The organism is Protofrankia coriariae, assembly GCF_001017755.1.
Lineage (GTDB): Bacteria > Actinomycetota > Actinomycetes > Frankiales > Frankiaceae > Protofrankia > Protofrankia coriariae.
Map to the genome: position 1 here is coordinate 33,639 of NZ_JWIO01000050.1, position 23,202 is coordinate 56,840.

Annotated in this window: 21 protein-coding genes and 3 pseudogenes (1 of these 24 cut by a window edge); 16 read left to right on the forward strand and 8 right to left on the reverse strand. The window is 72.5% G+C overall.

Annotated features, from left to right (window positions below; genetic code table 11):
* Positions 1-103 precede the first annotated feature (103 nt).
* The 7 genes from FrCorBMG51_RS29960 (at position 104) to FrCorBMG51_RS21380 (ending at position 7,667) form a co-directional block, all read left to right on the forward strand.
* Positions 104-601, forward strand: a complete 498-nt coding sequence (locus tag FrCorBMG51_RS29960; protein ID WP_476742227.1) for an ABC transporter substrate-binding protein — start codon at positions 104-106, stop codon at positions 599-601.
* 379 nt (positions 602-980) lie between these two features.
* Positions 981-2,156, forward strand: a complete 1,176-nt coding sequence (locus tag FrCorBMG51_RS21355; protein ID WP_235433792.1) for a FecCD family ABC transporter permease — start codon at positions 981-983, stop codon at positions 2,154-2,156.
* Positions 2,156-4,246 carry an ATP-binding cassette domain-containing protein gene (locus tag FrCorBMG51_RS31970; protein WP_047224800.1) on the forward strand — a complete coding sequence of 697 codons (2,091 nt, stop codon included), beginning with the start codon at positions 2,156-2,158 and terminating at the stop codon, positions 4,244-4,246. Before FrCorBMG51_RS21355 ends, FrCorBMG51_RS31970 begins: the two co-directional genes overlap by 1 nt.
* Positions 4,243-4,803: a DUF7676 family protein gene (locus tag FrCorBMG51_RS21365; RefSeq protein WP_047224801.1), complete on the forward strand. Its 561-nt coding sequence runs from the start codon at positions 4,243-4,245 to the stop codon at positions 4,801-4,803. Before FrCorBMG51_RS31970 ends, FrCorBMG51_RS21365 begins: the two co-directional genes overlap by 4 nt.
* A 232-nt stretch (positions 4,804-5,035) precedes the next feature.
* The gene (locus tag FrCorBMG51_RS21370; RefSeq protein WP_047224802.1) at positions 5,036-5,644 is read left to right on the forward strand and encodes a hypothetical protein; all 609 of its coding nucleotides are present in this window, start codon (positions 5,036-5,038) and stop codon (positions 5,642-5,644) included.
* 2 nt (positions 5,645-5,646) lie between these two features.
* A complete protein-coding gene (locus tag FrCorBMG51_RS21375; protein WP_047224803.1) occupies positions 5,647-6,270 on the forward strand; it encodes a hypothetical protein in 624 nt (207 codons plus the stop codon).
* A 221-nt stretch (positions 6,271-6,491) separates the two neighbouring features.
* A complete protein-coding gene (locus FrCorBMG51_RS21380; RefSeq protein WP_047224804.1) occupies positions 6,492-7,667 on the forward strand; it encodes a macrolide family glycosyltransferase in 1,176 nt (391 codons plus the stop codon).
* Positions 7,668-7,726: 59 nt separating this feature from the next.
* On the opposite strand, the gene FrCorBMG51_RS21385 is transcribed toward FrCorBMG51_RS21380, so the two are convergent.
* From FrCorBMG51_RS21385 to FrCorBMG51_RS35100, 6 genes and pseudogenes are all read right to left on the reverse strand, one after another.
* A complete protein-coding gene (locus FrCorBMG51_RS21385; RefSeq protein ID WP_047224805.1) occupies positions 7,727-8,053 on the reverse strand; it encodes a citrate/2-methylcitrate synthase in 327 nt (108 codons plus the stop codon).
* 33 nt (positions 8,054-8,086) lie between these two features.
* Positions 8,087-8,980 (reverse strand): methylisocitrate lyase, encoded by an 894-nt coding sequence (prpB, locus tag FrCorBMG51_RS21390; RefSeq protein WP_047224806.1) that lies wholly within the window; start codon positions 8,978-8,980, stop codon positions 8,087-8,089.
* A 40-nt stretch (positions 8,981-9,020) separates the two neighbouring features.
* A pseudogene (locus FrCorBMG51_RS21395) lies at positions 9,021-10,609 on the reverse strand (MmgE/PrpD family protein).
* Between the two features lie 902 nt (positions 10,610-11,511).
* Positions 11,512-11,592 (reverse strand): universal stress protein, encoded by an 81-nt coding sequence (locus FrCorBMG51_RS31980; RefSeq protein ID WP_235433794.1) that lies wholly within the window; start codon positions 11,590-11,592, stop codon positions 11,512-11,514.
* Between the two features lie 130 nt (positions 11,593-11,722).
* Positions 11,723-11,938, reverse strand: a pseudogene (locus FrCorBMG51_RS31985) (universal stress protein); the annotation flags it as partial.
* A gap of 10 nt (positions 11,939-11,948) precedes the next feature.
* The gene (locus tag FrCorBMG51_RS35100; protein WP_047224809.1) at positions 11,949-12,173 is read right to left on the reverse strand and encodes an alpha/beta hydrolase; all 225 of its coding nucleotides are present in this window, start codon (positions 12,171-12,173) and stop codon (positions 11,949-11,951) included.
* Here FrCorBMG51_RS35100 and FrCorBMG51_RS35105 point away from each other — a divergent pair.
* From FrCorBMG51_RS35105 to FrCorBMG51_RS21420, 3 genes are all read left to right on the forward strand, one after another.
* The gene (locus FrCorBMG51_RS35105) at positions 12,166-12,321 is read left to right on the forward strand and encodes a hypothetical protein (protein WP_338052787.1); all 156 of its coding nucleotides are present in this window, start codon (positions 12,166-12,168) and stop codon (positions 12,319-12,321) included. The genes FrCorBMG51_RS35100 and FrCorBMG51_RS35105 overlap by 8 nt on opposite strands.
* A gap of 667 nt (positions 12,322-12,988) precedes the next feature.
* Positions 12,989-14,113, forward strand: a complete 1,125-nt coding sequence (locus FrCorBMG51_RS21415; RefSeq protein ID WP_047224810.1) for a baeRF2 domain-containing protein — start codon at positions 12,989-12,991, stop codon at positions 14,111-14,113.
* Between the two features lie 188 nt (positions 14,114-14,301).
* Positions 14,302-15,180 (forward strand): universal stress protein, encoded by an 879-nt coding sequence (locus tag FrCorBMG51_RS21420; RefSeq protein WP_047224811.1) that lies wholly within the window; start codon positions 14,302-14,304, stop codon positions 15,178-15,180.
* A 161-nt stretch (positions 15,181-15,341) separates the two neighbouring features.
* On the opposite strand, the pseudogene FrCorBMG51_RS35110 reads toward FrCorBMG51_RS21420, so the two are convergent.
* Positions 15,342-15,428, reverse strand: a pseudogene (locus FrCorBMG51_RS35110) (Fic family protein); the annotation flags it as partial.
* 364 nt (positions 15,429-15,792) lie between these two features.
* Between FrCorBMG51_RS35110 and FrCorBMG51_RS21425 the strand changes: the two are divergent.
* From FrCorBMG51_RS21425 to FrCorBMG51_RS21450, 6 genes are all read left to right on the forward strand, one after another.
* Positions 15,793-16,734 (forward strand): TerB family tellurite resistance protein, encoded by a 942-nt coding sequence (locus FrCorBMG51_RS21425; protein WP_047224812.1) that lies wholly within the window; start codon positions 15,793-15,795, stop codon positions 16,732-16,734.
* A gap of 202 nt (positions 16,735-16,936) precedes the next feature.
* Positions 16,937-17,374: an NUDIX domain-containing protein gene (locus tag FrCorBMG51_RS21430; protein WP_047224813.1), complete on the forward strand. Its 438-nt coding sequence runs from the start codon at positions 16,937-16,939 to the stop codon at positions 17,372-17,374.
* Between the two features lie 300 nt (positions 17,375-17,674).
* Positions 17,675-18,682: a GNAT family N-acetyltransferase gene (locus FrCorBMG51_RS35115; RefSeq protein ID WP_235433793.1), complete on the forward strand. Its 1,008-nt coding sequence runs from the start codon at positions 17,675-17,677 to the stop codon at positions 18,680-18,682.
* Positions 18,683-18,752: 70 nt separating this feature from the next.
* The gene (locus FrCorBMG51_RS29975) at positions 18,753-19,514 is read left to right on the forward strand and encodes an LLM class flavin-dependent oxidoreductase (protein WP_200902541.1); all 762 of its coding nucleotides are present in this window, start codon (positions 18,753-18,755) and stop codon (positions 19,512-19,514) included.
* 34 nt (positions 19,515-19,548) lie between these two features.
* Complete coding sequence (locus tag FrCorBMG51_RS29980) at positions 19,549-19,980, forward strand: hypothetical protein (RefSeq protein WP_200902542.1); 432 nt, start codon at positions 19,549-19,551, stop codon at positions 19,978-19,980.
* Positions 19,977-21,350 carry an MFS transporter gene (locus FrCorBMG51_RS21450; RefSeq protein ID WP_052914919.1) on the forward strand — a complete coding sequence of 458 codons (1,374 nt, stop codon included), beginning with the start codon at positions 19,977-19,979 and terminating at the stop codon, positions 21,348-21,350. The genes FrCorBMG51_RS29980 and FrCorBMG51_RS21450 overlap by 4 nt, the downstream gene beginning before the upstream one ends.
* 22 nt (positions 21,351-21,372) lie before the next feature.
* Here FrCorBMG51_RS21450 and FrCorBMG51_RS21455 read toward each other — a convergent pair whose 3' ends face one another.
* A protein-coding gene (locus FrCorBMG51_RS21455) for a Tex family protein (RefSeq protein WP_476742228.1) crosses the window boundary here: on the reverse strand, positions 21,373-23,202 show its 3' portion. The gene runs 768 nt beyond the window's last position; only the last 1,830 of its 2,598 coding nucleotides appear in the window; its start codon lies off the right edge, out of view; the stop codon is at positions 21,373-21,375.

Genomic DNA, 23,202 nt, shown 5'->3' on the forward strand with positions numbered 1-23,202 from the left:
GGACGCGCCGCGGGTCGAGGTGCCGATCCGCAGCCTGTACTCGGCGTCCACCACCCATCTGCCGCTGCTGACCGACCTCGGCCGGGCCGAGGTCCTGACCGGGGTGGCGAACGCGGCGAGCGTCGTCGACGCCGGGATCCGCGGGCGGATCGCCGACGGGAAGGTCGTCGAGTACGCCGGTGGCGGGCAGATCGACGTGGAGAAGGTCGTCACCGCCCAGCCGGACGTGCTGATGACGGGCGGCACGGACACACCGCAGTACCCGGCGATCCGCAGGGCCGGCGGCACCGTCCTGGCGAACGCCGAATGGCTGGAGGGTGATCCGCTGGGACGGGCCGAATGGATCAAGGTGATGGCCGCGCTCACCGGCGACGAGGAGAAGGCCGCGAAGGTCTTCGAGCAGATCACCACGGACTACACCGCGATCGCGGCCCGGGCAAGGGCCGCCGGCGGGCCGCCNCGGTGCGGGTCCTGCCCGGGTCGATGTACCAGGGCACCTGGTACATGCCCGCGGGCGGCAGCTACGTCGGCAAACTCCTCGCGGACGCCGGGGCCGTCTACCCGTGGGCCGACAGCCGGGACACCGGCAGCCTGGAGCTGAGCTTCGAGGCGGTGTACGCCAGGGGCGGGGACGCCCCGGTCTGGCTCACCGACGGCGAGTGGACGACGATCGGCGAGGCGGTCGCGGCCGACTCCCGCTACGGCACCCTCGCCGCCGTCCGCGGCGGGNGCGGCGGGCGGGTGTGGTCGAACACCCTCGCCATCGGGCCCGGCGGCGGCAACGACTACTGGGAACGCGGTGTCACCCGCCCCGACCTGGTTCTCGGCGACCTCGTCGCGATCCTGCACCCGGACGCCGTGCCAGGGCACCGTTTCGCCTTCTACCGGCAGCTGCCCGCATGACCACGGCAGCCACCCGCACGAACGACACGGCAACGACGGCTGCGGCCACAACGACGGCCACAATGACGGGGGCCACAATGACGGCGGCCACGGCAGCGCCGCCCGTGCTCGGCCCACCGGCGTTCGGCCTGCCCCGGCAGACGCTTCCCCCGTCCGCGCGGCCCGGCGGCGACGCGCCGGACAGAGACGCGGACGGGGGCACCGCCGGGCGGCGCGGGCGACGGCGGGCCGGCGTGCTCGCCGGGCTTGCCACCGCCACCCTGGTGATGTTCGTGCTCGCGGTCGCCGTGGGGTCGGTCGCGGTCCCCCTGAGCGAGACCGCGCGGGTGCTGGTGGGAGCCGAACCGCACGATCCGCGCTGGACGGTCGTGATCGCCCAGGTCCGGCTCCCCCGCGCCGTCACCGCGGCGCTCGCGGGCGCGGCGCTGGGCGCGGCGGGACTGCAGATGCAGACGCTCTTCCGCAACCCGCTGGCCGACCCCTACTCGCTGGGGGTCAGCGCGGGCGCGAGCCTCGGGGTGGCTCTCGTCGTCGCCGGTGTCGGCGGCTCCGGGGCGACGTTCACCGCGGGCGCGGCGGGCACCGGACGGGCCGGGGTGATCGTCGCCGGCGCGGCCGGCGCGGCGGTGGTCCTCGTCGCCGTCCTCACCCTGGCCCGCTGGGTCCGTTCGGTCGTCACCCTGCTCGTCATCGGGGTGGTGCTCGGCGCCGCGGTCAGCTCGCTGGTCAGCCTGCTGCTGACCTGGACCTCCCCGCAGCGGGCCATCCAGTACTGGACGTGGTCGCTGGGAAGTTTCTCGGGCACCTCCACCGACGACCTGATGGTGTTCGCCCCGACGATCGGCCTGGGGCTGGCCGCCGGCATGGCCTCGGTGAAGCCGCTCAACGCCCTGCTGCTCGGGGAGAACTACGCCCGCACGGCAGGCGTACGGGTACGGTGGGTACGCACCGTCACGCTGATGGGCACCTCGGTGCTCGCCGGCACCGTGACCGCGTTCTGCGGGCCGGTCGCCTTCCTGGGGATCGCCGTCCCGCATATCGCCCGCCGGCTGCTGGGGACGTCCGACCACCGGCTGCTGCTGCCCGCGTCGGTGCTCACCGGCGCCCTGGTGGCGCTGGCCTGCTCGACCGCGGCCCAACTGCCCGGCACCGGCCTGGTGCTTCCGATCAACGTGGTGACCTCCCTGGTCGGCGCCCCCGTCGTCATCGCCGTGCTGCTGCGCGCCCGGCCGGCCGCCGCGGGGATCACCTGATGGCCCGCCCGGCTGATCACCTGACGACACACCCGTCCGACGGTGCCCGCGACGGGCTGCGCCTGACCGGCCTCACCGTCGGTTACCGGCAGGGGCGCACCGCCCGGCCGGTGCTGACCGGCCTGACCGCGCACGCCCGCCGCGGCGACCTCACCGTGCTGCTGGGGCCCAACGGCGCGGGCAAGTCCACCCTGCTGCGCACCCTCGCCGGGCTCCAGCCACCGCTGGCCGGCGGCGTCACCCTCGACGGCGTCGACCTGACCGGCCTCGGCCCGCTGGAGCGGGCGCGGCGGATCGGCACGGTACTCACCGACCAGGTCGACGTCCCGCTGCTCACCGCCGGCGAACTCGTCGGCCTGGGCCGGCACCCCCACACCGGGCTCACCGGCGCCCTTACCGCCCGTGACCGGGTGGTCGTCGACTGGGCGCTCACCGTGGTCGCGGCCGGCCCGCTCGCCGGCCGGCCCGTCGACGAGCTCTCCGACGGGGAACGGCAGCGCGTCCTCATCGCCCGCGCGCTCGCCCAGCAGCCCACGCTGCTGCTGCTCGACGAGCCGAGCGCCTACCTCGACGTGACCGCCCGCGTCGCGGTCACCGCCCTGCTGCGCGCCCTGGCCCGTGACCACGACCTCGCCGTCGTCGTCTCCACTCACGACCTCGAGCTCGCCCTGCGGGTCGCGGACATGGTCTGGCTGCTCGACCGCGACCGGACGCTGCACGCCGGCACCCCTGAGCACCTCACCCTCACCGGCCGGCTCCCCNTCGCCGCCGCCTTCGACACCGACGGCCTGCGCTTCGACCCCGTGACCGCCACGTTCGCCCCTGACCCGCCCGCGGTCGGGACCGCCCGCGTCATCACCGCGGGCCGTGCGTCCGTTCCCGACGTTCCCGGCCCCGACGCTTCCGTTCCCGATGTCCCCGTTCCCGATGCGGCGCGGGGGGCGCTCGAACGGGCTCTGCGCCGGGAGGGCTGGCGGCTGTCCCCGACCGGGCCGGTCGACATCGAGGTCACCGCCCTGCCCAGCGGGGAATATCTGGCCATGGCCGCGGGCAGCCGGAGCACGCTGGCGACAGTCGCCGACGCCGCCGCCTGGATGCGCGCCCACGCCCACGACCGGGCGCGCCACCCCTGGCCGCTGCGGCGCGCCGACCCCGCGGCGCTCGCCACCGCCCTGCGCAAGCTGGCCGACATCGGCCCCTACTTCGCGCTCGATCTCGCCGGCCCCAGCAACACCGCAGGCCCCACCGGCCCCGCCAACGCCGGCGGCCCCAGCGACACCGCTCCCCTCGCCGGCGTCACCGGGCCTGCCGACACCACCAGCACCACCCGTCCCGCCGACCCCACCGGCTCCGCCTGCACTGCCGGCTCTGTCGGCTCCGCTGTCACACCGGCGGAGGTCTTCTCCCCGGTGACGCGGCTCTACCAGGCCGGCGAGCCTCTCGCCGCCGCCGTTGAACAGCTCGCCGCCCGCATGGGCACGGCCGAGGCGCGGGTCGCCGCCTCCACCCTGTTCCTGGGCTACGCCGCCCGCATCTGGTCGATCGTGCTCGGCTGCTGGGCTGTCAGCGGGCTCGTCCCGGACCTGCCCGCCGACCAGTTGCACGCCACGACCACCGACGGCACGCCCACCCACCTGCGGGTCGCGGACCCGCGGGGATGGCACCCGCAGGGCACCATCGACCCACGCTCCCTGGCCACCCTGATGATCGACGTTGTGGTCGACGGCCACCTGCGCCCGCTGGCCGACGCCGTCCGTGCCACCACCGGGGTCGCGGCCGGTCTGCTGTGGGGCAACACCGCCTCCGCCCTCGTCGGTGCCGTCCGCGTCCTGACCCGCTACACCGGGGCCGGCGGGGCCGGGCCCGCCCGCGACACCCTGCCACTGGCCGCCCAGCTCCTGGCGCTTCCGCCGCTGGCAGGCAGCACCCACCACATCGTCGCCTCCGACGGGCGGCTCCAGCTCGGCTCCGTGACCCGCCGCAGCTGCTGCCTCTACTACCGCACTCCCGGAGGCGGCACCTGCGGGGACTGCCCGCTCACCGGCGCACCCGCCGCCACCCGAGCCGCCACCCGAACGGAGCCGCTATGACCACCGCCGTCCCCTACCAGCTCGTCGACGAACCCGGCAACGGCATCCTGCACCTGTTCCGGGTGCCCACCGAGGAGGCGACCCTCCGCGCCATCATCACCGACCTGTTCACCGACTACTGGCGGCAGATCGGCTTCGGGGTCATCGTCCAGGGCGCAGCCTGGGAGATCGCCGCGCCGCATCCCCCGACGAGCATCACCATGTACGACGGGTACCTCACCGTCGACTTCGGCCGCTGGCACTTCCACCTGTGCATCGGCCAGCACACCGCCAGCGGCCCCGAACTCGGCCGTATCCGCCGCTGCGCCCGCGCCGAGCTCTACCGCCGCGTCACCCCGGCGGGCGCTCCCATCAGCCGGGGATTCCGCATGTTCAACGCCATCGACGAGCAGATGATGACCGTGCTGCTCCCCAACCCCTTCCTCACCGACAGCCAGCAGATACGCGCCGTCCCCGACTTCAGCCGGCTGGCTGCCTGGGACCACCTGCGCGCCACCTACCTCGGCCTCCCACCCGACCCGCTCGACCGCACCGCCACCGGTTTCCAGCATGACTGACCAGCCCACCTTCTTCTCCCATGCCTGTCCGCCGCCTCACGCAAGGCCCCATGAGCGCCCGGGCATGGTTCGGATCATTCTTGTCGACGGTGCGCCGGGAAGCCGAGGCCTCCTAGAGCCCACAGTTCTCACGGAGAGTGTTTCCACTGGCAGTAAGAGTGATCTAGTTGACGAAACATGATCCACTTAGGTTATCTTAAGTTAATAGTTAAGCTTTTCTGAAGGAGGATGCGTGTCCCGGCGAACAGCCCTTCTCGCGCTGCCCGTCTCCCTACTGCTCGGCCTCACCGCCTGCTCCGACGACTCGACGACCGACGCCACGACGACATCCCCGGGACACCCGGTCAGCACCTCGACCGCCTCCACCGCGGTGCCGGAGGGCGTGGTCGAGCAGTACACGACGCTCGCCCAGGAAATCCGCTCCGAGGGAGGAGAAGTCCAGACCGGGCCGTGGCGGATCGCCTATATTGTCGAGCCCGCCGAAAGCTGGTACGAGGGCAACAGCGGGCAACAGGTGCTCCGCAAGCCCGCCGCCGGCGAGACGCACCACATCGAGATCATCTCCATCGAGGCGGCCACCGGCCGGATCGTGCCGAACATACCGATCACACTCGCGGTCGTCGACGACAAGGGCACGGTCGTGGACGAGAAGGCACTCAACTTCTACTACGCCGAGTTCTTCCACTACGCGAACAACTTCACAGTCCCGCAGGACGGCAGCTACACGCTGCGCGCGACAGTCGGGATACCGACCTTCTTCCGGCACGGTGAGGAAGGTCATACGCCAGCGTTGGCCAGCGGCGCGACTGCCACCTTCACCGACGTCACACTCAAGCACTGATCATGGTCGATGGTAAGGGGACGGCTCCCGAGCAGCTCATCTCCCTAGCCGCGGACCCGCGACCCGTCCCGGCCCTGATCATCACCCAGGCCTCCCCACCCGACGGCGGAGTTCTGCCACGGTGGGTCCGTTTCCTCGCGGCTGGGATGATCCTCATCCTCGGGTGGGCGGCGGCCGTCTGGACCGCCACCCACGTCACCGCCGACCCGGCCCTGCACACCGCCGCCCTGTTCGTTCATCTCGCCTCACTCGTGGCCGGGTTCGGCGCGGTCCTCGCCATCGACTTCTTCGCGCTGTTGTGGCTGTTCGGCCGGCGCGGCTTCCCGGACGTCATCCGGGTGGCGGACGGCCTGCATCTGCTGATCTGGGCCGGGCTGACGGGGCTCGTGCTCAGCGGTGTCCTGCTGCATCCCGACCTGTCCACGCCGATGACGCGGGTAAAGATCGGGCTGGTACTCCTCATCGCGCTCAACGGCCTGCATATCCAGGCGGTCCAGCACCGCCTGGAACGGTCCGCCGCCATTGCGTCCCGGATGCTCCTGGCCCGATCGGTGATCAGTAACCTGCTGTCCCAGGCCGGATGGTGGGGTGCGATGGGCATCGGCTATCTCAACAGCCAGAACTGACCGGTCGTCGCAATAACCCGGGCCACGGCGGCCCGGGCTCGGAACAGGTTAAGGTCAGGCACATGGCTCAGGTTCAGATCTACGGCTGACACCGGCGGGGACGGCATCGCTGCTTCCCGCCCCGCGGACCGGTGTGTGTCCCACGGCAGGCTGTGCCGTCACGGGCCGCACACCGGTCTGTCGTGTCCCTTTATCCGTAGACCTGAATCGAGTGATTTTCCATGTCCCGTCACCGCGCCCATGTCGCGATGGTCGGTATTCCCGCCGTCAGTCACGTCCTCCCGAGCATCGAGATCGTCCGCGAGCTGGTGAACCGCGGCCACCGGGTGACATACGCCAATGATCCGGCCGTGGTCGACCTGGTCACAGCCACCGGCGCCGAATTCGTCCCGTACGCCTCCGGGCTGCCGGTCGCCGACAACAACTGGCCGGACGATCCCATCGCCGCGATGCACCTCTTCCTCGACGACGCCGTCCAGGCACTCCCGCGGCTACACGCCGCCTACGACCGCGACCGCGCCGACCTGTACCTCTACGACATCGGCGCCTACGCCGCCCGGGCCCTTGCCGAGGCGCAGGGCCGCCCCCTCCTGCAGCTCTCACCGACTTTCGTGGCCTGGAAGGGCTACGAGCAGGACGTCACGACGCAGCTGTGGCAACTGCCCGGCGCCGACGCGTACCGGGCGAAGTTCACCCGCTGGCTCGCCGGGTGCGGAGCGTCCACCACGGACATGGACGCCTTCGCCGGCCGTCCGCCGCGGGCTCTGGCGCTGATCCCCAGAGCCATGCAGCCGCATGCGGACCAGGTCGACACCGACACGGTGACGTTTGTCGGCCCCTGTTTCGGCCCACGGACGGAACAGAATGGCTGGACGCGTCCGGCTGATGCCGAGAACGTGCTGCTGGTCTCCCTTGGCTCGGCGTACACGCGGCAGCCGGAGTTCTACCGTCAGTGCCTGGCGGCATACGGCGACATGCCCGGCTGGCACGTCGTCCTCCAGATCGGGAAGCACACGGACCCCGGGGAACTCGGCGCCGTCCCGTCCAATACGGAAGTGCACCCCTGGGTTCCTCAACTGGCGATTCTCGAGCAGGCCGACGCCTTCGTCACCCACGCGGGAATGGGTGGCAGCGGCGAAGGGCTGTTCACCGGAACACCCATGATCGCCGTCCCGCAGGCCGCCGAACAGTTCACCAACGCGGACCGGCTTGTCGAACTGGGTGTGGCCCGCCGCGTCGACACCTCGCAGGCCACCTCCGCGGTTCTGCGGGCCACCCTGACCGAACTTGTCACCGATCCCGAGACCGCCCGCCGTTCGGCGCAACTGCGCGCCGAGGTACGAGCCGAAGGCGGCACCGTGCGAGCCGCCGACCTCGTCGAGAACATGCTGGGCTGACCACCAGGCTCTCGCGGCGTCCTGAACCGTCTTCCTGTCGCACCTGGGGAAGCTGGAGATCATCCGGAAATGATCAGGCTGATCGGGCTGGTTCCGGCGGTGCGGTCGACAGGTCGCACCGCCGGAAGGACCCCGCCGGCGCGATGGTCGATGCCACGCCGGGCGCGTTCGGACCCGGTGAAGCCGCGCAGCTGTTCGGTCGTGGGAAGCTCGCCGTGCCAGATGAGGTAGGCGACCTCCTCGAAGGAACATTCGGCGGCAAGCTGCTGTACCGGATATCCGCGATAGGTCAGCGAACTGGTCTCGGGTCTGACCATCGAAACGGCGGTCGTGTCGACGACGACTCCGGCCAGACCCTTGCGCACCGAAGGTTCAGTGGTGGTCATGACGACGTCCGTCCAGACGAAGGCGCCGGATACTCAGATCCGGAAGTTGAAGATGTTCGTGTCGAAGGCGTTGTAACCGGGATAGTCGAGGAGTTCGTAGAGGCGTGCGCGCGTCTGCATCCGGTCGACGAGGCCGGCCTGGGTGCCGTCGGCGCGAATGCGGCGCAGCCCGTCCTCGACGGCGCCCATCGCCAGACGCAGGAGGGTGACGGGATAGATGACCACGCTCACACCGGCGGATTCCAGCGTGTCGGTGGTGAGGAGTTCGCTTTTGCCGAACTCGGTCATGTTCGCCAGGATCGGCACGTCGACGGCCCTGCGCACGGTCTCGAACTCCCCGGCGTCGGCCATCGCCTCCGGGAAGATCATGTCGGCTCCGGCGTCGGCGTAGGCGCGGGCCCGGTCCGCGGCGCCGCTCAGGCCCTCGACGGCTCGGGCGTCGGTGCGCGCGCAGATGAGGAAGTTCTCGTCGCGGCGGGCGGTGACCGCGGCACGGATACGGCGGACCATCTCCTCGACGGGGACGACGGTCTTGCCGTCGAGGTGGCCGCAGCGTTTGGGGTTGACCTGGTCCTCGATGTGGCAGCCGGCCAGGCCCGCGTCCTCGAGGATCTGGATGGTGCGGGCGACGTTCATGGGCTCGCCGAAACCGGTGTCGGCGTCGACCAGGGCGGGCAGGTCGCTGACCCGGGCAATCTGCCCGGCCCGGCCGGCGATCTCGGTGAGGGTGGTCAGCCCGATGTCGGGCAGGGCCAGGTCCGCGGAGAGCACCGCGCCGGAGACGTAGATCCCGTCGAAGCCGAGTTCGGTGATGAGGACGGCGGACAGGGGGTTGAACGCCCCGGGGAAGCGCAGCAGCCGGCCGGAGCACAGGGCGGCGCGCAGCGCGGCGCGGCGGACGTGGGCAGGTGTTCTCGCGTGCAGCATCGGTCGGTACTCCCCCTGAAGGTCGCTGATTCCCCCTGGGTCAGAAGATTCCCTCGGTCCCGCCGGGGGTCAGGGGCGGGGACGGGGTGAGGGTGAGTCCGGCGAGCTCGTCGGGTGTCAGGTCGGGCAGCCGGATGGCGGTGTCGAGGAAGCGGTCCTGCTCGGCGGTGGGGATCACGCCCTCGGCGAGCCGGCGGAACTTGGCGATGTACTCCGCCCGCCCGAACGGCCGGGCGCCGAGCGGGTGGGCGTCGGCAACGGCGATCTCGTCGGTGAGCGTGGCGCCGTCGTCGAACTCGACGACGACCCGTCCTCCGAAGGCCTTTTCCTTCGGGTCGGTGGAGTGGTAACGCCGCGTCCACTCCCCGTCCTCGACCGTACTGATCTTCTGCCAGAGGGCGACGGTGTCGGGGCGGGCGGCCCGCTCGGGGGTGTAGGAGCGCTCGTGGTGCCAGTCACCGTCCTGCAGGGCGACCGCGAAGATGTAGGGGACGGAGTGGTCGAGGGTCTCCCTGGTGGCCGTCGGGTCGTACTTCTCCGGGTCGCCGGCGCCGGAGCCGATCACGTGGTGGGTGTGGTGGCTGGTGTGGATGACGATCGAGCGGACCCGGGAGAGGTCGCCGACGCGCGGGCCGAGGCGGCGGGCGAGGTCGATCAGGGCCTGGCTCTGGTACTCGGCGGAGTGCTCCTTGGTGTAGGTGTCGAGGATGGCCCGCCTGGGCTCCCCGGCCGCGGGCAGCGACACCACGTAGCGGGCGTCGGGCCCGTCGAGCAGGTGGGCGATGAACCCGTCCTCGCCCTCGTAGGCAGGGGACGGGGCGCCCTCACCGCGCATGGCGCGATCGACGGCTTCCACTGCTGTCTTGCCGGCGAAGGCGGGAGCGTAGGCCTTCCAGCTGGAGATCGTGCCCTTGCGGGACTGACGGGTGGTCGTGGTGGTGTGCAGGGCCTGCTGGACGGCCTGGTAGACGGTCTCGGTGGGCAGGTCGAGCAGGGTGCCGATCCCGGCGGCGGCGGACGGGCCGAGGTGTGCGATGTGGTCGATCCTGTGGGCGTGCAGGCAGATCCCGGCCACCAGCGCCACCTGGATCTCGTAGCCGGTGGCGACGCCGCGCACCAGGTCCCGGCCGCCGAGCCCGAGATGCTGCGCCACGGCCAGGATCGGGGGGATGTTGTCGCCCGGGTGGGAGTAGTCGGCGGCCAGGTAGGTGTCGTGGAAGTCCAGGTCTCGCACGGCCACACCGTTCGCCCATGCCGCCCACTCCGGGGAGACGCGGGTGTCCGGCGGCAGGCCGAAGACCGTCCCCCCGGCCCGTCCGGGCGCGGGGGCGTGCCGCAGCGCCTGCTCGCGGGCGGCGGTCACCGGCCGGCGGCCCAGCGAGGCCACCGCCACCCCGGCGTCGACCCCGCCCCATGGTGATCACCCGTTCCGGAAAGACGATCACTCGTCCCGGAAGACGGGCCNGCCGCCACCCCGGCGTTGTCGATGATCCTGTTGGCGATCATGTCGGTGGTGTCGGCAGGCACCTCCACCGGATCAACCGCGACCGTCGCGATCTTCCACGCCAGCTGGTCCTCGCGCGCGAGGCGCTCGGTACTCCGGTGGACGCGGACCTCGTGGTCAGTCATACGTGGATGCCTTTCCGGTCGTAGGCGTATTCCGGGTGTACCGCGGCCGCGGTTGCCAGCACGGCAAAACCGCGGGGTTGCCAGCACGACGAAACCGCGGAGTTGCCAGCACGGCGAAACCGCGGAGTTGCATCCGGAATATGCGGCTCGCCGGCTCGCGCGCTCGCCGTCCAGGCCGTTTCCGTGTGATGAGGAGACTGTGGCACGGCCTGGGAACGTGGATCCAGTCAGGCGAAGACGCGAAGCCGTGCAATCTTTCGGCCGCATTCTGTGAAGGTTGCGAGGAGGCGGTTTCCGGAAGTCGGAGGTTCGGCCCGGACAACCGGCCGGCCCACTTCCCGCTGGCAGGAGGACATCGAGTACCAGCCACCGATGACCTGGCCACGTCGGACGCGTTCAGCGACGAGCAGGCCGAACCCGGCGTCGACCCCGCCCCGTGGTGATCGCCCGTTCCAGGAGGACGATCACTCGTCCCGGAAGACGGGCCTGCGCTTCTCGGTGAAGGCGGCCATACCTCCTTCTGGTCCGCGGTGGCGAACGTGGAGTGAAAGGTCCGCCGTTCGAACAGGACGCCCTCGCTCAGCGAGGTCTCGAAGGCGCGGTTGACCGCCTCCTTGACCGTCATGGCCGCCTGGGTCGACATTCCCGCGATCTTCTCCGCCACGTCGAGCGCCTCGTCGACGAGACGCCGGCGACCGGGACGTCAACCGTCTGACGTGCGAGTTGACCAGGCGCATCCCGAGACGGCGTGCGGTGCCGGCCTGTCCGTGGCCGGTGAGCCGCTCGAGCCGCTCGAGCCGTTCGCGCCGGTCCGCGCGGCCGGCGGCGGCATGCGTGGCTCGCGCCACACGCCGCCGTCGGCCCTCGGCCTCGACCGTCGACGTTCGGCTCCGGCTGCGCCTTCAGCTCCGGTTGTGCTGGTTCCGTGGCGGGCGGACGACGAGTACCGGGCAGGGCGCGTGGTGGACGCAGGCCGTGCTCACGGAGCCGAGCAGCAGGCCCGTGCCTGATCTCGGCGTGCACGCCGGGCGGAAGCTCGGGGCCGAAGACGTCTGCCAGCGACTCCCCCAGCGCCTGCCGCGCCGCCTGGTGCCATGGCTGCTCGTCGAGAGGTATCGGAGGCACCAGACCGATCGAGGGCACCTGCCAGGCCAGCACCACCAGCAGTGTGACGTCGCGCAGAGCCCGCTCCGACGCCGCCCACCGCAGCGCCGCCAGCGACCCCTCCGAGCCGTCGATGCCCACCACGATCCGGTCGACCCTGATCTTTTCCACCTCGACGGGCGCCGCGGGCTCGGTCTGCGCCGACATCTGGCCACTCCTCACCATGGGTGACCGTTCACGGACTGCCGTCGCGCCGTCCGACCAGGGCCAAGTGGCGGACGAACCAGTCGCGGGCGAGCTCCGCCACGGCCTCCAGAGCGCCGGGCTCGGCGAACAGATGGGTGGCTCCCGGGACGACGGCAAGCTGATTCTCGCACCGCAGCAGGGCCCGGGCCTGCCCGTTGAGCTCGAGGACGAGTTCGTCGTCACCGCCGACGACGAGCAGGGTCGGGGTGCGCACGGCCGCCAGTTTCGTGGCGGCCAGGTCGGGCCGGCCGCTGCGGGAGACGACGGCGGCGACGTGGGAACCGGGCTCGGCCGCGGCCCACAGCGCGGCGGCGGCGGGCGCCGGTAGCGCGGCGGCGGCGCCGGTGCTGGCCCCGAAGTAGCCGACGGGAAGGTGAGCGATCTCCGACCGGCCGCGTAGCCAGCCGGTGACGTCGACGAGCCGGCGGGCGACGAGCCGGCGGGCGAGCAGCCCGCTGTCGAACCCGAGGAACCGTCGACGCTCTGGTCACCGACCGCCATCGATCTCGGTTTGCCGGCCGGTCCGTGGTTCGGACGGGCCGGGCGCGGGTAATGACCGAAAGTATTCGGATCAAGCATATTAGGTAACGATCTGCATGCTTGTAGGCAAGGAGCGGGGAATCATGGCCTCACCCGCACCCGGCCGGCGACTCACCGTTCACCGCTCGCTGGTCCGACACCGGCCATGTCAGCTTCGTCCACCCGGGGCCGGGCGCCGGGGGTCCGCCACCACCCGGGGAGGCCCGCGGCGTGCGCCCCCACCGGCGGGAAGGCGAGAACAATGACCAACGATCACGAAAGGCGAATCGCGGCCCTGGAACAGCGGCTCGCCACGCTCACGGAGGCGGTCCGGGCCATCGCCCGCGGGCTGGAGTCCCCGCCCACCACGGACGAGCCTCGAAGCCGCGGCGGCGCGGGCCGCCCGGCAGGCGCACGAGCTGCTGCTCTCCGCCCGTCCGTAGCAGTCCCGTAACAGCCTCACGGCTGTGGGACCCCACGGCCGGAACAACGAGTGACAGGGAGGCCGTAGTGACCGTAGGCACACAGGATGCGGAGATCGGCCGGCTCTTCACCGCCGCCGGCCCCTTCGTAACGCTCTACCTGGATCTGTCGGGTGAGCTCGACGATGTCGTGCCGGAGCGGGCGCTGCGGTGGCGCGGCCTGCGCGATCAGCTGGCCACGGCCGGGGCGGACGGCGCGACGCTGGGCGCGGTGGACGAGACGGTGGCCCGCCTGGGGCCGGACAATGCCGCTCTCGCGGTGTTCGCCGCCGATGGCCGGGTCGCCTGGGAGCGGCGGCTGCGCGGGCAGCTGGACGACCGGGCCGTGTGGGGGCCACTGCCCTGCGTGCTGCCCCTGCTCGCCTGCTGGCAGCGCACGGTGCCCTGTGTGGTCGTGCTCACCGACCGGACAGGCGCCGACCTGCGGGTGGACGTCGACGGGCCGCGGTTCGCCGGCGAGGTCACGGGCAGCGACGACGAGATCGAGCGCAACGCCCCCGGCGGCTGGTCGCAGCGCCGCTACCAGCATCGCGCCGAGGACTCGTGGGCGCACAACGCGGCACAGGTCGCGAAGGCGGTGACGGCGCTGGTCGAGCAGGTGGACGCCGCGCTGGTCGTCCTGGCGGGAGACGTGCGGGCGGTGCAGCTGCTGCGTGAGCACCTGCCGCCCCGGGTCGTCCCGCTGGTGCGCCAGCTTGAGCACGGCGGACGGCACCCCAGCCGGGGTGACCGGCTGCACGACCGCCAGGTGCGCGAGCTGGCCGAGGCCGAGGCCCGGGCCCGGACCACCGGTCTGCTCGCCCGCTTCGCCGAGGACCGTGCGCACGGGCGGGCGGCCGACGGGGCCACCGCGGCTCTCGACGTGCTCGCCCGTTCCCAGGCACGGACCCTGCTCGTCGTGGACGACCCCGGGGACGAACGGGTCGCGTGGTTCGGACCGGATCCGGCCGATGTCACCGCCGAGGCGGGCATGCTGGCCGGCCGGGTCGGCCGGCCGACCGCTGGCAGGCTGGCGGACGTGGCCGTGCGCGCCGCGTGGGGCACCGGCGCGGCGGTCCGGGTCCTGCCCGCCGGCTTCGCGGACGGGCCGTCCGAGGGCCTCGGCGCCCTGCTGCGCTACCCGCGGGNCCCGCGGGCGAACGGACCCCGCTGACCCGCCCGCCCATGGTGGCGACCTGCCGGGCAGGCGCGTCTTTCCGACCGGTCGTTTCCGACCGGACATCACCCGGCGTCGACCGGCACACCGCGCGCCACCAGGGCGTACCGCGGGTGCGGCCTGGCCTGTCGATCCCATCCCGCTCCGATCGAGGCCGTCCGCTATGCCGTGGGTAGGGAGGATGCATGGTGGATGCACAACGCAGGGCACCGGTGCTCGTCGGCGTCGACGGGTCGGCCGGGTCCGAGGCGGCGTTGCGCTGGGCCTACCGCACGGCCGCGCTGGAGTGCCGGCCGGTGACGGCGTTGTTGGCCTGGACCGCGGACGGCCTGCCCCGCAACGTCTACCGAGAGGCGACGGCCGCCAGCCACAGGGGACTCACCAGGGCGGCGGCCGAGATGCTGGACCGTAGCGTCGCCCGGGTGCCCATGCCCGACCCGCCGGTCGAGGTGAGCACGCGCGTCGTGAACACCGACACGGTCAGCGCGCTGCTCCAACACGGCGAACAGGCCGCGATGACCGTCGTCGGCGCCGCCGGGCACGGGCCGCTGGGCCGTCTGCTCGTCGGCTCGGTCAGCCAGGGTCTGGTGCACCACGCCAGTCGGCCGGTTGTCGTGGTCCGGGGTACGGACGTCGGTGAACGGTCGGACCAGCGTCCGATGATCGTCGGGGTGGACGGCTCGCCGGCGTCGCTGGCCGCGCTGCGGTGGGCCGCCGAGCGGGCGTCGCTGTGCCGTGTGCCGCTGCGCCTGATCCATGCCTACGCGCTGTCGGCCACACCGCTTCCGCAGCGGTTGGAGAAGATCTACCAGGGGCTGCGTGAACACGGCTGGCGTGTCCTCGACGAGGCGACGGCCACGGTCGAGGGCACGTTCGACGTCGCGGTGACAGCCGATGCGGTCGTGGACGCACCCGGCCGGACGCTGGTGCGTGAGTCCTCCTCGGCGCAGCTCGTCGCGACCGGTGCTCGCGGCCACGGCGGCTTCGCCGCGCTGCTGCTCGGCTCCACCGGCCACCAGTGCGTCCTGCACGCCGCCTGCCCGGTGGCCGTCGTACGCCCGTAGCGGGAGGCGTCAGCGCCTCGACGTGCCGCGGGCCTTCGAGACTCCCGCAGGACTCCTGCCGGGCCGTGGCCACGGTGCGCGCGGAGGAACCGGACCTCGTCAACGACGACCAGGACGCCTTCGCGGGCGATCATGAGCGTTTGCGGCGAACGGGACATCCGGCCGTTTCCGTCGGCCCAGGGGTGGATGGACACAAGGTGCAGATGCGCCATCGCCGCTCGCACCAGCGGATGGATGAAGATCTTCACAACGTGGCGGCCGCGGCAAAACAGGACAGATCGGTCCTTTTACGGAATACGCGGAATACAAAGCTCGTCCACCGGCGGTTGCGCATCTCGGGTCGAGGCGTCCGACAGATCCCACACGCATGATCGTGCCGATTCGCGGAAGACCCGTCCGGCTGTCTCCTCGGCCCGCTCGCTCTCCGACCCGCTCGACGGCCGGGCTGTCTCGCCCGCCACGGTGGCAGCCACCGCGACAGGCCGGTCGGCTGACTGACATCCGACGTCTGATGGTGACATCCGATGACGTCGGATCGTCACGGCTGGGGGATGATGGCGTCGGCCCGATCCTCGGGTGCGGCTGCGTGTCCGCGACGGGAGGAGTTTGTGGATGTCCGCACGCTCGTCGGTGGCTCTCGACGTCCGACTGCTGGCGCGGGTGACGGACCGGGTGCTGCTGGCCCAGCCTCCCGCAGACGCCTGGTATGTCCTGCCGGGTGGCCCGGTCGAGTCGGGCGAGGGCATCGAGCCCGCTCTTGACCGCCATCTCGACGGTCTCGGCGGCCCGAAGGCGTCCGCGTGGCGGTTCGCCGGCGCGGTGGAGCACGCCGACGCACCCTCCGACCGGGCTGCCGGGGAGCCGCCGGCCGGCCACAGCCTGACGATCCTGTTCGCCGCCGACTGGCCGGCGGCCGTCCCGCTGCCGGAGGCCTGGCGGGGGAACAGGGTGCGGGCCGTCGACATCGGCCTGCTGCTGGCGACCCGGCTGCGTCCGCTGCCGGTCGCCTGGGTGGTACGACGCTGGCTGGCGGAGGGCTGGCCGCTGTGGCGGGGCGCGGTCCCGGCCGGTCGGGAGCCGGGCTGGGCCGGGCTGCGCCCCTCGTTGGCGTCCCTGCGCGCGCAGCTCGCCGCCCGGCGCGACGAACTGCGCAGCAACAGGTTCCGGGACGCGGCGGTGGCGATGTGCGCCCTGGTCACCGCCGCCGACGGGCGTGTCGACCCGGCGGAACGCGACGGGCTGCGGGGCTTCGTGGCCACCGACCCGGTGATGTCGCAGTTCCCGGCGGACGAGTTGGAGGCGCTGTTCGACAGCCATCTCACCCGGCTGCAGGACGATGTCGCCACCGGGAAGCTGGCCGCCCTTGCCGAGATCACGAAGGTGCGGGGCCGGGTCGGCGAGGCCGCCGCGGTGGTCCGCATCGGTGAGGTCATCGGCCGCATCGACGGCGACTTCACACCGAGTGAACAGGCTGTGGTGCGGGAGGTGATCGGCGAGCTCGGCCTCGACCCGGCCGAGTTCGCCGCGCAGACCGTCGCGCCCGGGCTTACGTGATCGGTTCCGGTGGCCGCGGGAGGCGACCATGCGGGGTCACGTCCATGCGGGGTCACGTCAACGCGGGTGGAGCGGGACCCGGCCGCCACCGGACCTGTCGCCCGGCCTCACCTGTCGCCCGGGCCTCGCCGGACCGGAGACCGCCTGGATCACCGCCCGCACCGACCAACATCCATCAGACACGTCCTGGTCTGGAGCGCCGATGCCCCCCACCATGCCGACCGAGGTCAGCGCCCGTGCCGTCATCCTCGCAGGGGACCGCGTACTGCTGGCCAACCGTCGCGGCCAGTTCTGGTACTTCCTGCCCGGCGGCAACGTCGGGCCCGGGGAGACCGTGGAAACCGCGCTGCGCCGGGAAACCTCCGCGGAGGCCGGGTTCGGTGTCAGTGATCTGGAGTTCATCGGCTGCGTCGAACACACCTATGTCGAGGACGACAGACGGTTCCACGAGCTGAACGTCGTGTTCGCCGCCGATCTGCCGTGGGGTGCGGAGATCGGGAGCCGGAAGGACGACATCGACATCAACTCCGTCGCGTTACGCGAGCTGCCAAACCTTGATCTGCGCCCCGCGACCCTCACCGACATGATTCTCGACTGGGTGGGCAGCCGCCGGCCCGGCTGGCATGCGGCGGGCCGCTGACCGGGACCCGCGGCACACTCACGCACACGCGGCCCGGTGCGGGGACGGGCCCGGCGGGGCTGAGTCATGGCATGGACGCGCCGCTGCCCCTCCGACCCGACCGACGCCGAGCGGACACGGGCCGAAACCGAACCGCCACCGCCACCGCCCGAAGAACGGGCCACGAGGCAGGGCCTCGTCCGCCTCCTGCCGCGGGGGCAGGGAAATGGAGGAAAACGGATCCCACCAGGCCTCGGCGACACCGGCGTTCCGTGGGAGAATCACGCTGACGGTGCGGGACCGGCGTTCGGGGCGGGAGCGGTGCGGATCGAACCGGCGGACGACGCCATGTTCCAGGAGCACGACGCCTGGCGCTACGACCCGCCCTACGACTTCTACGACAGTGACGGCTTGCCCGTGAAGAACCCCGAACGGTTCTTCGCCGCCCGCGACGACGACGGCGCCCTCGTCGGCTTCTATTTTTTCGAACTCCACGACGACGCGCTGTTCTACGGGTTCGGCCTGCGGCCCGATCTCACCGGCCGCGGGCTCGGCGAACGGTTCGTGCTGGCCGGCCTGGAGTTCGCCCGCCCCATCTACGGGCGGCGCCGGGTCACACTCCACGTCGCGGCCTTCAACGAACGCGCCATCCGCCTGTACCGGCGCCTCGGTTTCACCGAGACCGGACGGCACACCGAGACGTTCGACTGCTACGGGGCCGTGGAGTTCATCGACATGGAAAAACCCGCTGAGCACCGCCGGCGTCCAGCAGGCCAGCGATCTGTGACAGTCGCCTGGCGGCGGCTTGACGAGCCCGACTTCGCGTTGCTGCGGGGATGGCTGGAGCAACCACATGTTGCCCGGTGGTGGAACCACGAGAGCACGTCCGAGGCCGTCCACCGCGACTTCGGCCCCGCGGCCCGCGGCGAGGAGCCGTCGGAGGACTTCCTCGCCCTGCTCGACGACCGGCCCGTCGGGCTGGTGCAACGCTGCCGCCTTGCCGACTACCCCGAGTACCGCGACGACCTGGCACCCATCGTCGACGTCCCTGCCGGTGCCATGAGCATCGACTACCTGATCGGCGAACCCGCCCAGACCGGGCACGGCCTGGGCACCCGCATGATCGCATCAATGGTCGCCCGGACCTGGCCCGACCATCCTGAGGCCACCTGCGTCGTGGTGCCGGTCGTGGCGGCCAACCGGGTGTCGTGGCGTGCCCTGGAGAAAGCCGGCCTCCGACGCGTCGGACAGGGGCCCATCACACCGGACAACCCCGCCGACGATCCCCTGCACTACGTGTACCGCGTGGACCGGCCCTCGACGTCCTGACAGCGGAAGACCGCTACGACACCGGCGGCACGCTGACCTCCTCACCGACACGGGCCAGGTTCGAAGGTCGATGGCTGTGCCGCGTCTCCTGGAGCGTCAACCTCCGCGGCGTGCTCGCGGCGAGGCGCCGGAGACCAGACCGACCATACCGATCGGATTCGTTGGGTACGTCGGATTCGCTGGATACGCTGCCCGCCATGACGTCGGCGCCCCTGGCTGGCNGGCTGGCGGGTATCCCGCCGACAGCCGCCCGTTCAGGCTCGGCTTCCTCAGCCACGTCCACGGTGCGGGGCGGTCCGCCCGCACGGTCTACCGGGATCTCGTCGAGTTCTTCGTCGCGGCCGAGGAGCTCGGTTTCGACGGTGGTTTCGTCGCCCAGCACCACCTGCGCCAGGACTACGGCCGGCTGCCGTCCCCGCTGGTGCTGCTGGCCGCCGTCGCCGAGCGCACCAGCCGGATCGAGCTCGGCACCGCGGTGGTCACGCTGCCGCTGGAGGACCCGCTGCGCCTCGCCGAGGACGCGGCCGTGCTCGACGAGCTCAGCGGCGGCCGGGTGCAGCTCGGTCTGGGCAGCGGCGGGGCGAACCTCGACGCGTTCGCCGCTTTCGGCCGGGACATCGAACGCGGCCGGGAGCTGTTCGTCGATGCCGTCCGCACCGTCGACGGCATCCTGCGCGGCGGCCGGCCGCGCGCTCCCGCCCAGCGGCCGGCCGGCGGGNGGCCGGCGGGCTGTCACTCAACCCGCCGGCGAGCGGGCTCGCGAACCGGATCTGGCAGGCCACCTCGTCGGCCGACGGGGCCCAGCTCGCCGCGTCCCTCGGCCATGGGCTGATGCTCGGCTCCGCCGTGCACGACCCGCGCGCACCGTGCAGCGCCCGCTCGCCGAGGCGTACCTGAGCGCCTGGGTGCCCGGCAGTGTCCCGCGGCCCCGGATCGCCGTCATCAGAGCGGTCTTCCCGGCCGGGGACCGGGAGGCCGCCGCCGCCGACCTCGACCCCGCGCTCCAGCTGGTGTTCCGGGCCTTCGCCCGCGGCGGCTTCGCCGAGGACGTGCCACGGACCCGGGACGAGGCGATCAGCCGGCTGAACGTGCACCTGGGCCGACCGGAGGAGATCGTCACCAGTCTGCGCGCCGACCCGGCCCTGCTTGAGTTCGCCGACTACGTCGTCCCCGTCGTCAGCCACGAGGCGTCCACCCTCGACGCCGACCTGCGCCGGCTGGAGAGCGTCGCCCGCGAGATCGCCCCGGCGCTGGGCTGGCATCCGGCCGGTTCGGCGGTGGCAGCGGAATCCTCGTGACCCGGCGCCCGGAGCTGTCTGTCCACGGCGCCGGGGCCGCTGCGGTCACGGCTGCCGGCGCCGGCCGCGCCGTGATGCCCCGGGCATCCGACGACCCGTCCGAGGCGGCTCGGCGTCTCGCGCTGCTGACCTGCCTCGCGGCCGGGTTCACCACACTGCTCGACCAGGCCGTCGTCACCCCGGCCGTGCCGTCGCTGACCACGTCGCTGCATGCTTCGAAGGAGCAGGTGCAGTGGCTGCTGGCGAGCTACTCGCTGACCTTCGGACTCGCGCTGGTGCCGGCCGGGCGCCTCGGTGACCTGCGGGGCCGGCGCCGGCTGTTCCTCGCCGAGGTCGGGCTGTTCGGTGCCGGCAGCCTGCTGTCGGGGCTCACGCCCGCCGTCGGGTTCGCCATCGCGGCCCGGCTCGCGCAGGGCATCGGCGGTGGCATGATCAGCTCCCAGGTGCTCGGCACGATCCAGGACCTGTTCGACGGCCACGGCCGGGCCAGAGCGATGGGCGCCTACGGCACGGCCGGCGGCGTCGCGGGGGTTGCGGGTCCGCTGGCCGGCGGCCTGCTGGTGACCATGCTGCCGCTCGACCTGGGCTGGCGCGCGGTCGTGGCGATGAGCGCTCCGCTCGCCGCCGGCACACTCGTGCTCGGCGCCTGCCACCTGCCCCGCCGGTCGGGATCGCCGAGCCGGCCTGCCCGGCTCCCCTCCCCCGCGCGGGCCGCCGCCGCGGTCCGGACAGACGTCCCAGGGCTTGCGTTGCTGGCCGCGGCGACGCTGGCCGGGCTGCTGCCGTTCGTGCGACCGGAGCTGCCCGGCGCGGGGCGGGCCGGGCTGGGCGCCGTGGCGCTGGCCGCTCTCGCAGGCTTCGCCTGGTGGGAGCGCCGTGCCGGGACACGCGATCCCGGCCGGGTCATCCTGCCGCCGGTGCTGGCCCGCGCACCCGGCTTCGTGGCCGGCACGCTCGTCTCCACGTTCTGGTTCGGCGCGCAGCTGGCCCAGTCGGTCGTGGTGACGCTGTTCCTGCTGGGCCCGCTGGACGTACCGGCGATGCTCGTGGTGGCCGCCCGGCTGCCGGCGGCGGCCGCGATGGCCCTGGCCTCGGCGGTGAGCTGGTGTGCCGCCACCCGGTTCGGCACGCCAGCGATCAGTGCCGGGCTCGCGGCCGAGGCGCTGCTGCTCCTGGCCCTCGCCGCCGCGCTGCCGCACACGAGCGCGACGGGCGCGCTGGCGCTGCTGTTCGGCGTCAACACGCTGTCGGGTCTGGTGGGCGGGCTCGTCGACTCCCAGAACCGCGCCCAGACGTTGCTGCACAGCCCGGACGGCCCGCGCCGCTCGCACCGCCCACGCCGCGGGCGCTGTCCTCAGCCGGCCGGGTGAACGGGCCGGCTGGGTGGGTGGGTCAGCGGCCGGTCCGTTTCGGCTGGCTGACGCTGTTGCCGAACTCGTCGATGAGACCGGCGCGGCGCAGCGCGTCGGCGAGCGCGCCGTCGGGCACGTCGTTCGACCCGCCGCGGCGGCCGCGGGGCTGTGCCCCGCCGGAACGCGCCCCGCCGGAACGCGCCCCGCGGGCGGCCCCGGAGCCGGCGGCACCACGCTCACGGGGACCGGCCTGGCCCTGGCCCCCGGCACCGCGCTCGCGGTGGCGCCCGGAACCCGATGACGAACCCGACGACGCGCGCTGGTCGGCCCGGCTGCCGCCGGTGTTGTTGTCGTCGTCGAGTCGCAGCGTCAGCGAGATGCGTTTGCGGGCGATGTCGACGTCGAGCACCTTCACCCGGACGATGTCACCGGGCTTGACCACCTCGCGCGGGTCGGAGACGAAGTTCCGCGACATCGCCGAGACGTGGACGAGCCCGTCCTGGTGCACCCCGACGTCGACGAACGCGCCGAACGCGGCGACGTTGGTGACGACACCCTCCAGCACCATGCCGGGCGCGAGATCGGCAAGCGTCTCCACGCCCTCGGCGAACGCCGCGGTCCGGAACGCCGGACGCGGGTCACGGCCCGGCTTCTCCAGCTCCCGGAGGATGTCGGTGACGGTCGGCAGACCGAAGGTGTCGTCGACGAAGTCCGTCGGACGCAGCGCCCGCAACGTCGAACTGTTACCGATCACCGTCGCAATGTCACTATCCGTGGCCGTTAGGATGCGGCGTACCACCGGATACGCCTCCGGGTGCACGCTGGAGGCGTCCAGCGGGTCGTCGCCGCCGCGAATGCGCAGGAAGCCGGCGCACTGCTCGAACGCCTTCGGCCCCAGCCGCGGGACGTCGACGAGCGCCCGGCGGGACCGGAACGGGCCGTGGGCGTCCCGGTGGCGCACGATGTTCTCCGCCAGCCCCTCGCCAATGCCCGACACGCGCGTCAGCAGCGGCGCCGAGGCGGTGTTGACGTCGACACCGACGGCGTTGACGCAGTCCTCCACCACCGCGTCCAGCGAACGCGACAGCTTCACCTCGGAGAGGTCGTGCTGGTACTGGCCGACCCCGATCGAACGAGGGTCGATCTTGACCAGCTCCGCCAGCGGATCCTGCAGCCGGCGGGCGATGGACACCGCGCCGCGCAGCGACACATCCAGCTCGGGCAGCTCCCGCGAGGCATAGGCGGACGCGGAGTACACCGAGGCGCCGGCCTCGGACACCACCACCGAGGTGAGCCTGAGCTCCGGATGCCGCCTGGCCAGCTCGCCCGCGAGCCTGTCGGTCTCCCGGGACGCGGTCCCGTTGCCGATCGCGACCAGCTCGACGTTGTGGGCGCGCGCGAGCCGGGCGAGGACGGCGATCGACTCGTCCCAGCGCCGCCGCGGCTCGTGCGGGTAGATCGTCTCGGTCGCCACCACCTGGCCGGTCGGGTCGACCACCGCGACCTTCACCCCGGTGCGCAGCCCCGGGTCGAGCCCCATGGTCGCCCGCGCGCCCGCGGGCGCCGCCAGCAGCAGGTCGCGCAGGTTCACCGCGAACACCCGGACGGCGGTGTCCTCCGCCGCCTGCCACAGCCGCATCCGCAGGTCGATGTCGAGGTGGACGAGGATGCGGGTCCGCCACGCCCAGCGGACCGTCTCCAGCAGCCAGCGGTCGGCCGGGCGGCCGTTGTCGGCGACGGCGAAGCGCGCGGCGACGGTGACCTCGTAGCTGCTCGGCTGTGCCGCCGTCTGCCGGGGCACGGCCACGGCCGCTGTCGCTGCCGCCGGCCCGTTGGCGTCAGCGCCGTCCCCGCCGGCGGCTGGCCCGCC

What these genes read in the sequence shown, in the direction of transcription:
- FrCorBMG51_RS21375 (WP_047224803.1), top strand. Translation starts at nt 5,647, where the DNA reads ATGGTCGATGGTAAGGGGACGGCTCCCGAGCAGCTCATCTCCCTAGCC.
- prpB (WP_047224806.1), bottom strand. Translation starts at nt 8,980, where the DNA reads ATGCTGCACGCGAGAACACCTGCCCACGTCCGCCGCGCCGCGCTGCGC.
- FrCorBMG51_RS21430 (WP_047224813.1), top strand. Translation starts at nt 16,937, where the DNA reads ATGCCCCCCACCATGCCGACCGAGGTCAGCGCCCGTGCCGTCATCCTC.
- FrCorBMG51_RS21355 (WP_235433792.1), top strand. Translation starts at nt 981, where the DNA reads ATGACGGCGGCCACGGCAGCGCCGCCCGTGCTCGGCCCACCGGCGTTC.
- FrCorBMG51_RS21365 (WP_047224801.1), top strand. Translation starts at nt 4,243, where the DNA reads ATGACCACCGCCGTCCCCTACCAGCTCGTCGACGAACCCGGCAACGGC.
- FrCorBMG51_RS21380 (WP_047224804.1), top strand. Translation starts at nt 6,492, where the DNA reads ATGTCCCGTCACCGCGCCCATGTCGCGATGGTCGGTATTCCCGCCGTC.
- FrCorBMG51_RS21420 (WP_047224811.1), top strand. Translation starts at nt 14,302, where the DNA reads ATGGTGGATGCACAACGCAGGGCACCGGTGCTCGTCGGCGTCGACGGG.
- FrCorBMG51_RS21385 (WP_047224805.1), bottom strand. Translation starts at nt 8,053, where the DNA reads ATGACCACCACTGAACCTTCGGTGCGCAAGGGTCTGGCCGGAGTCGTC.
- FrCorBMG51_RS21425 (WP_047224812.1), top strand. Translation starts at nt 15,793, where the DNA reads ATGTCCGCACGCTCGTCGGTGGCTCTCGACGTCCGACTGCTGGCGCGG.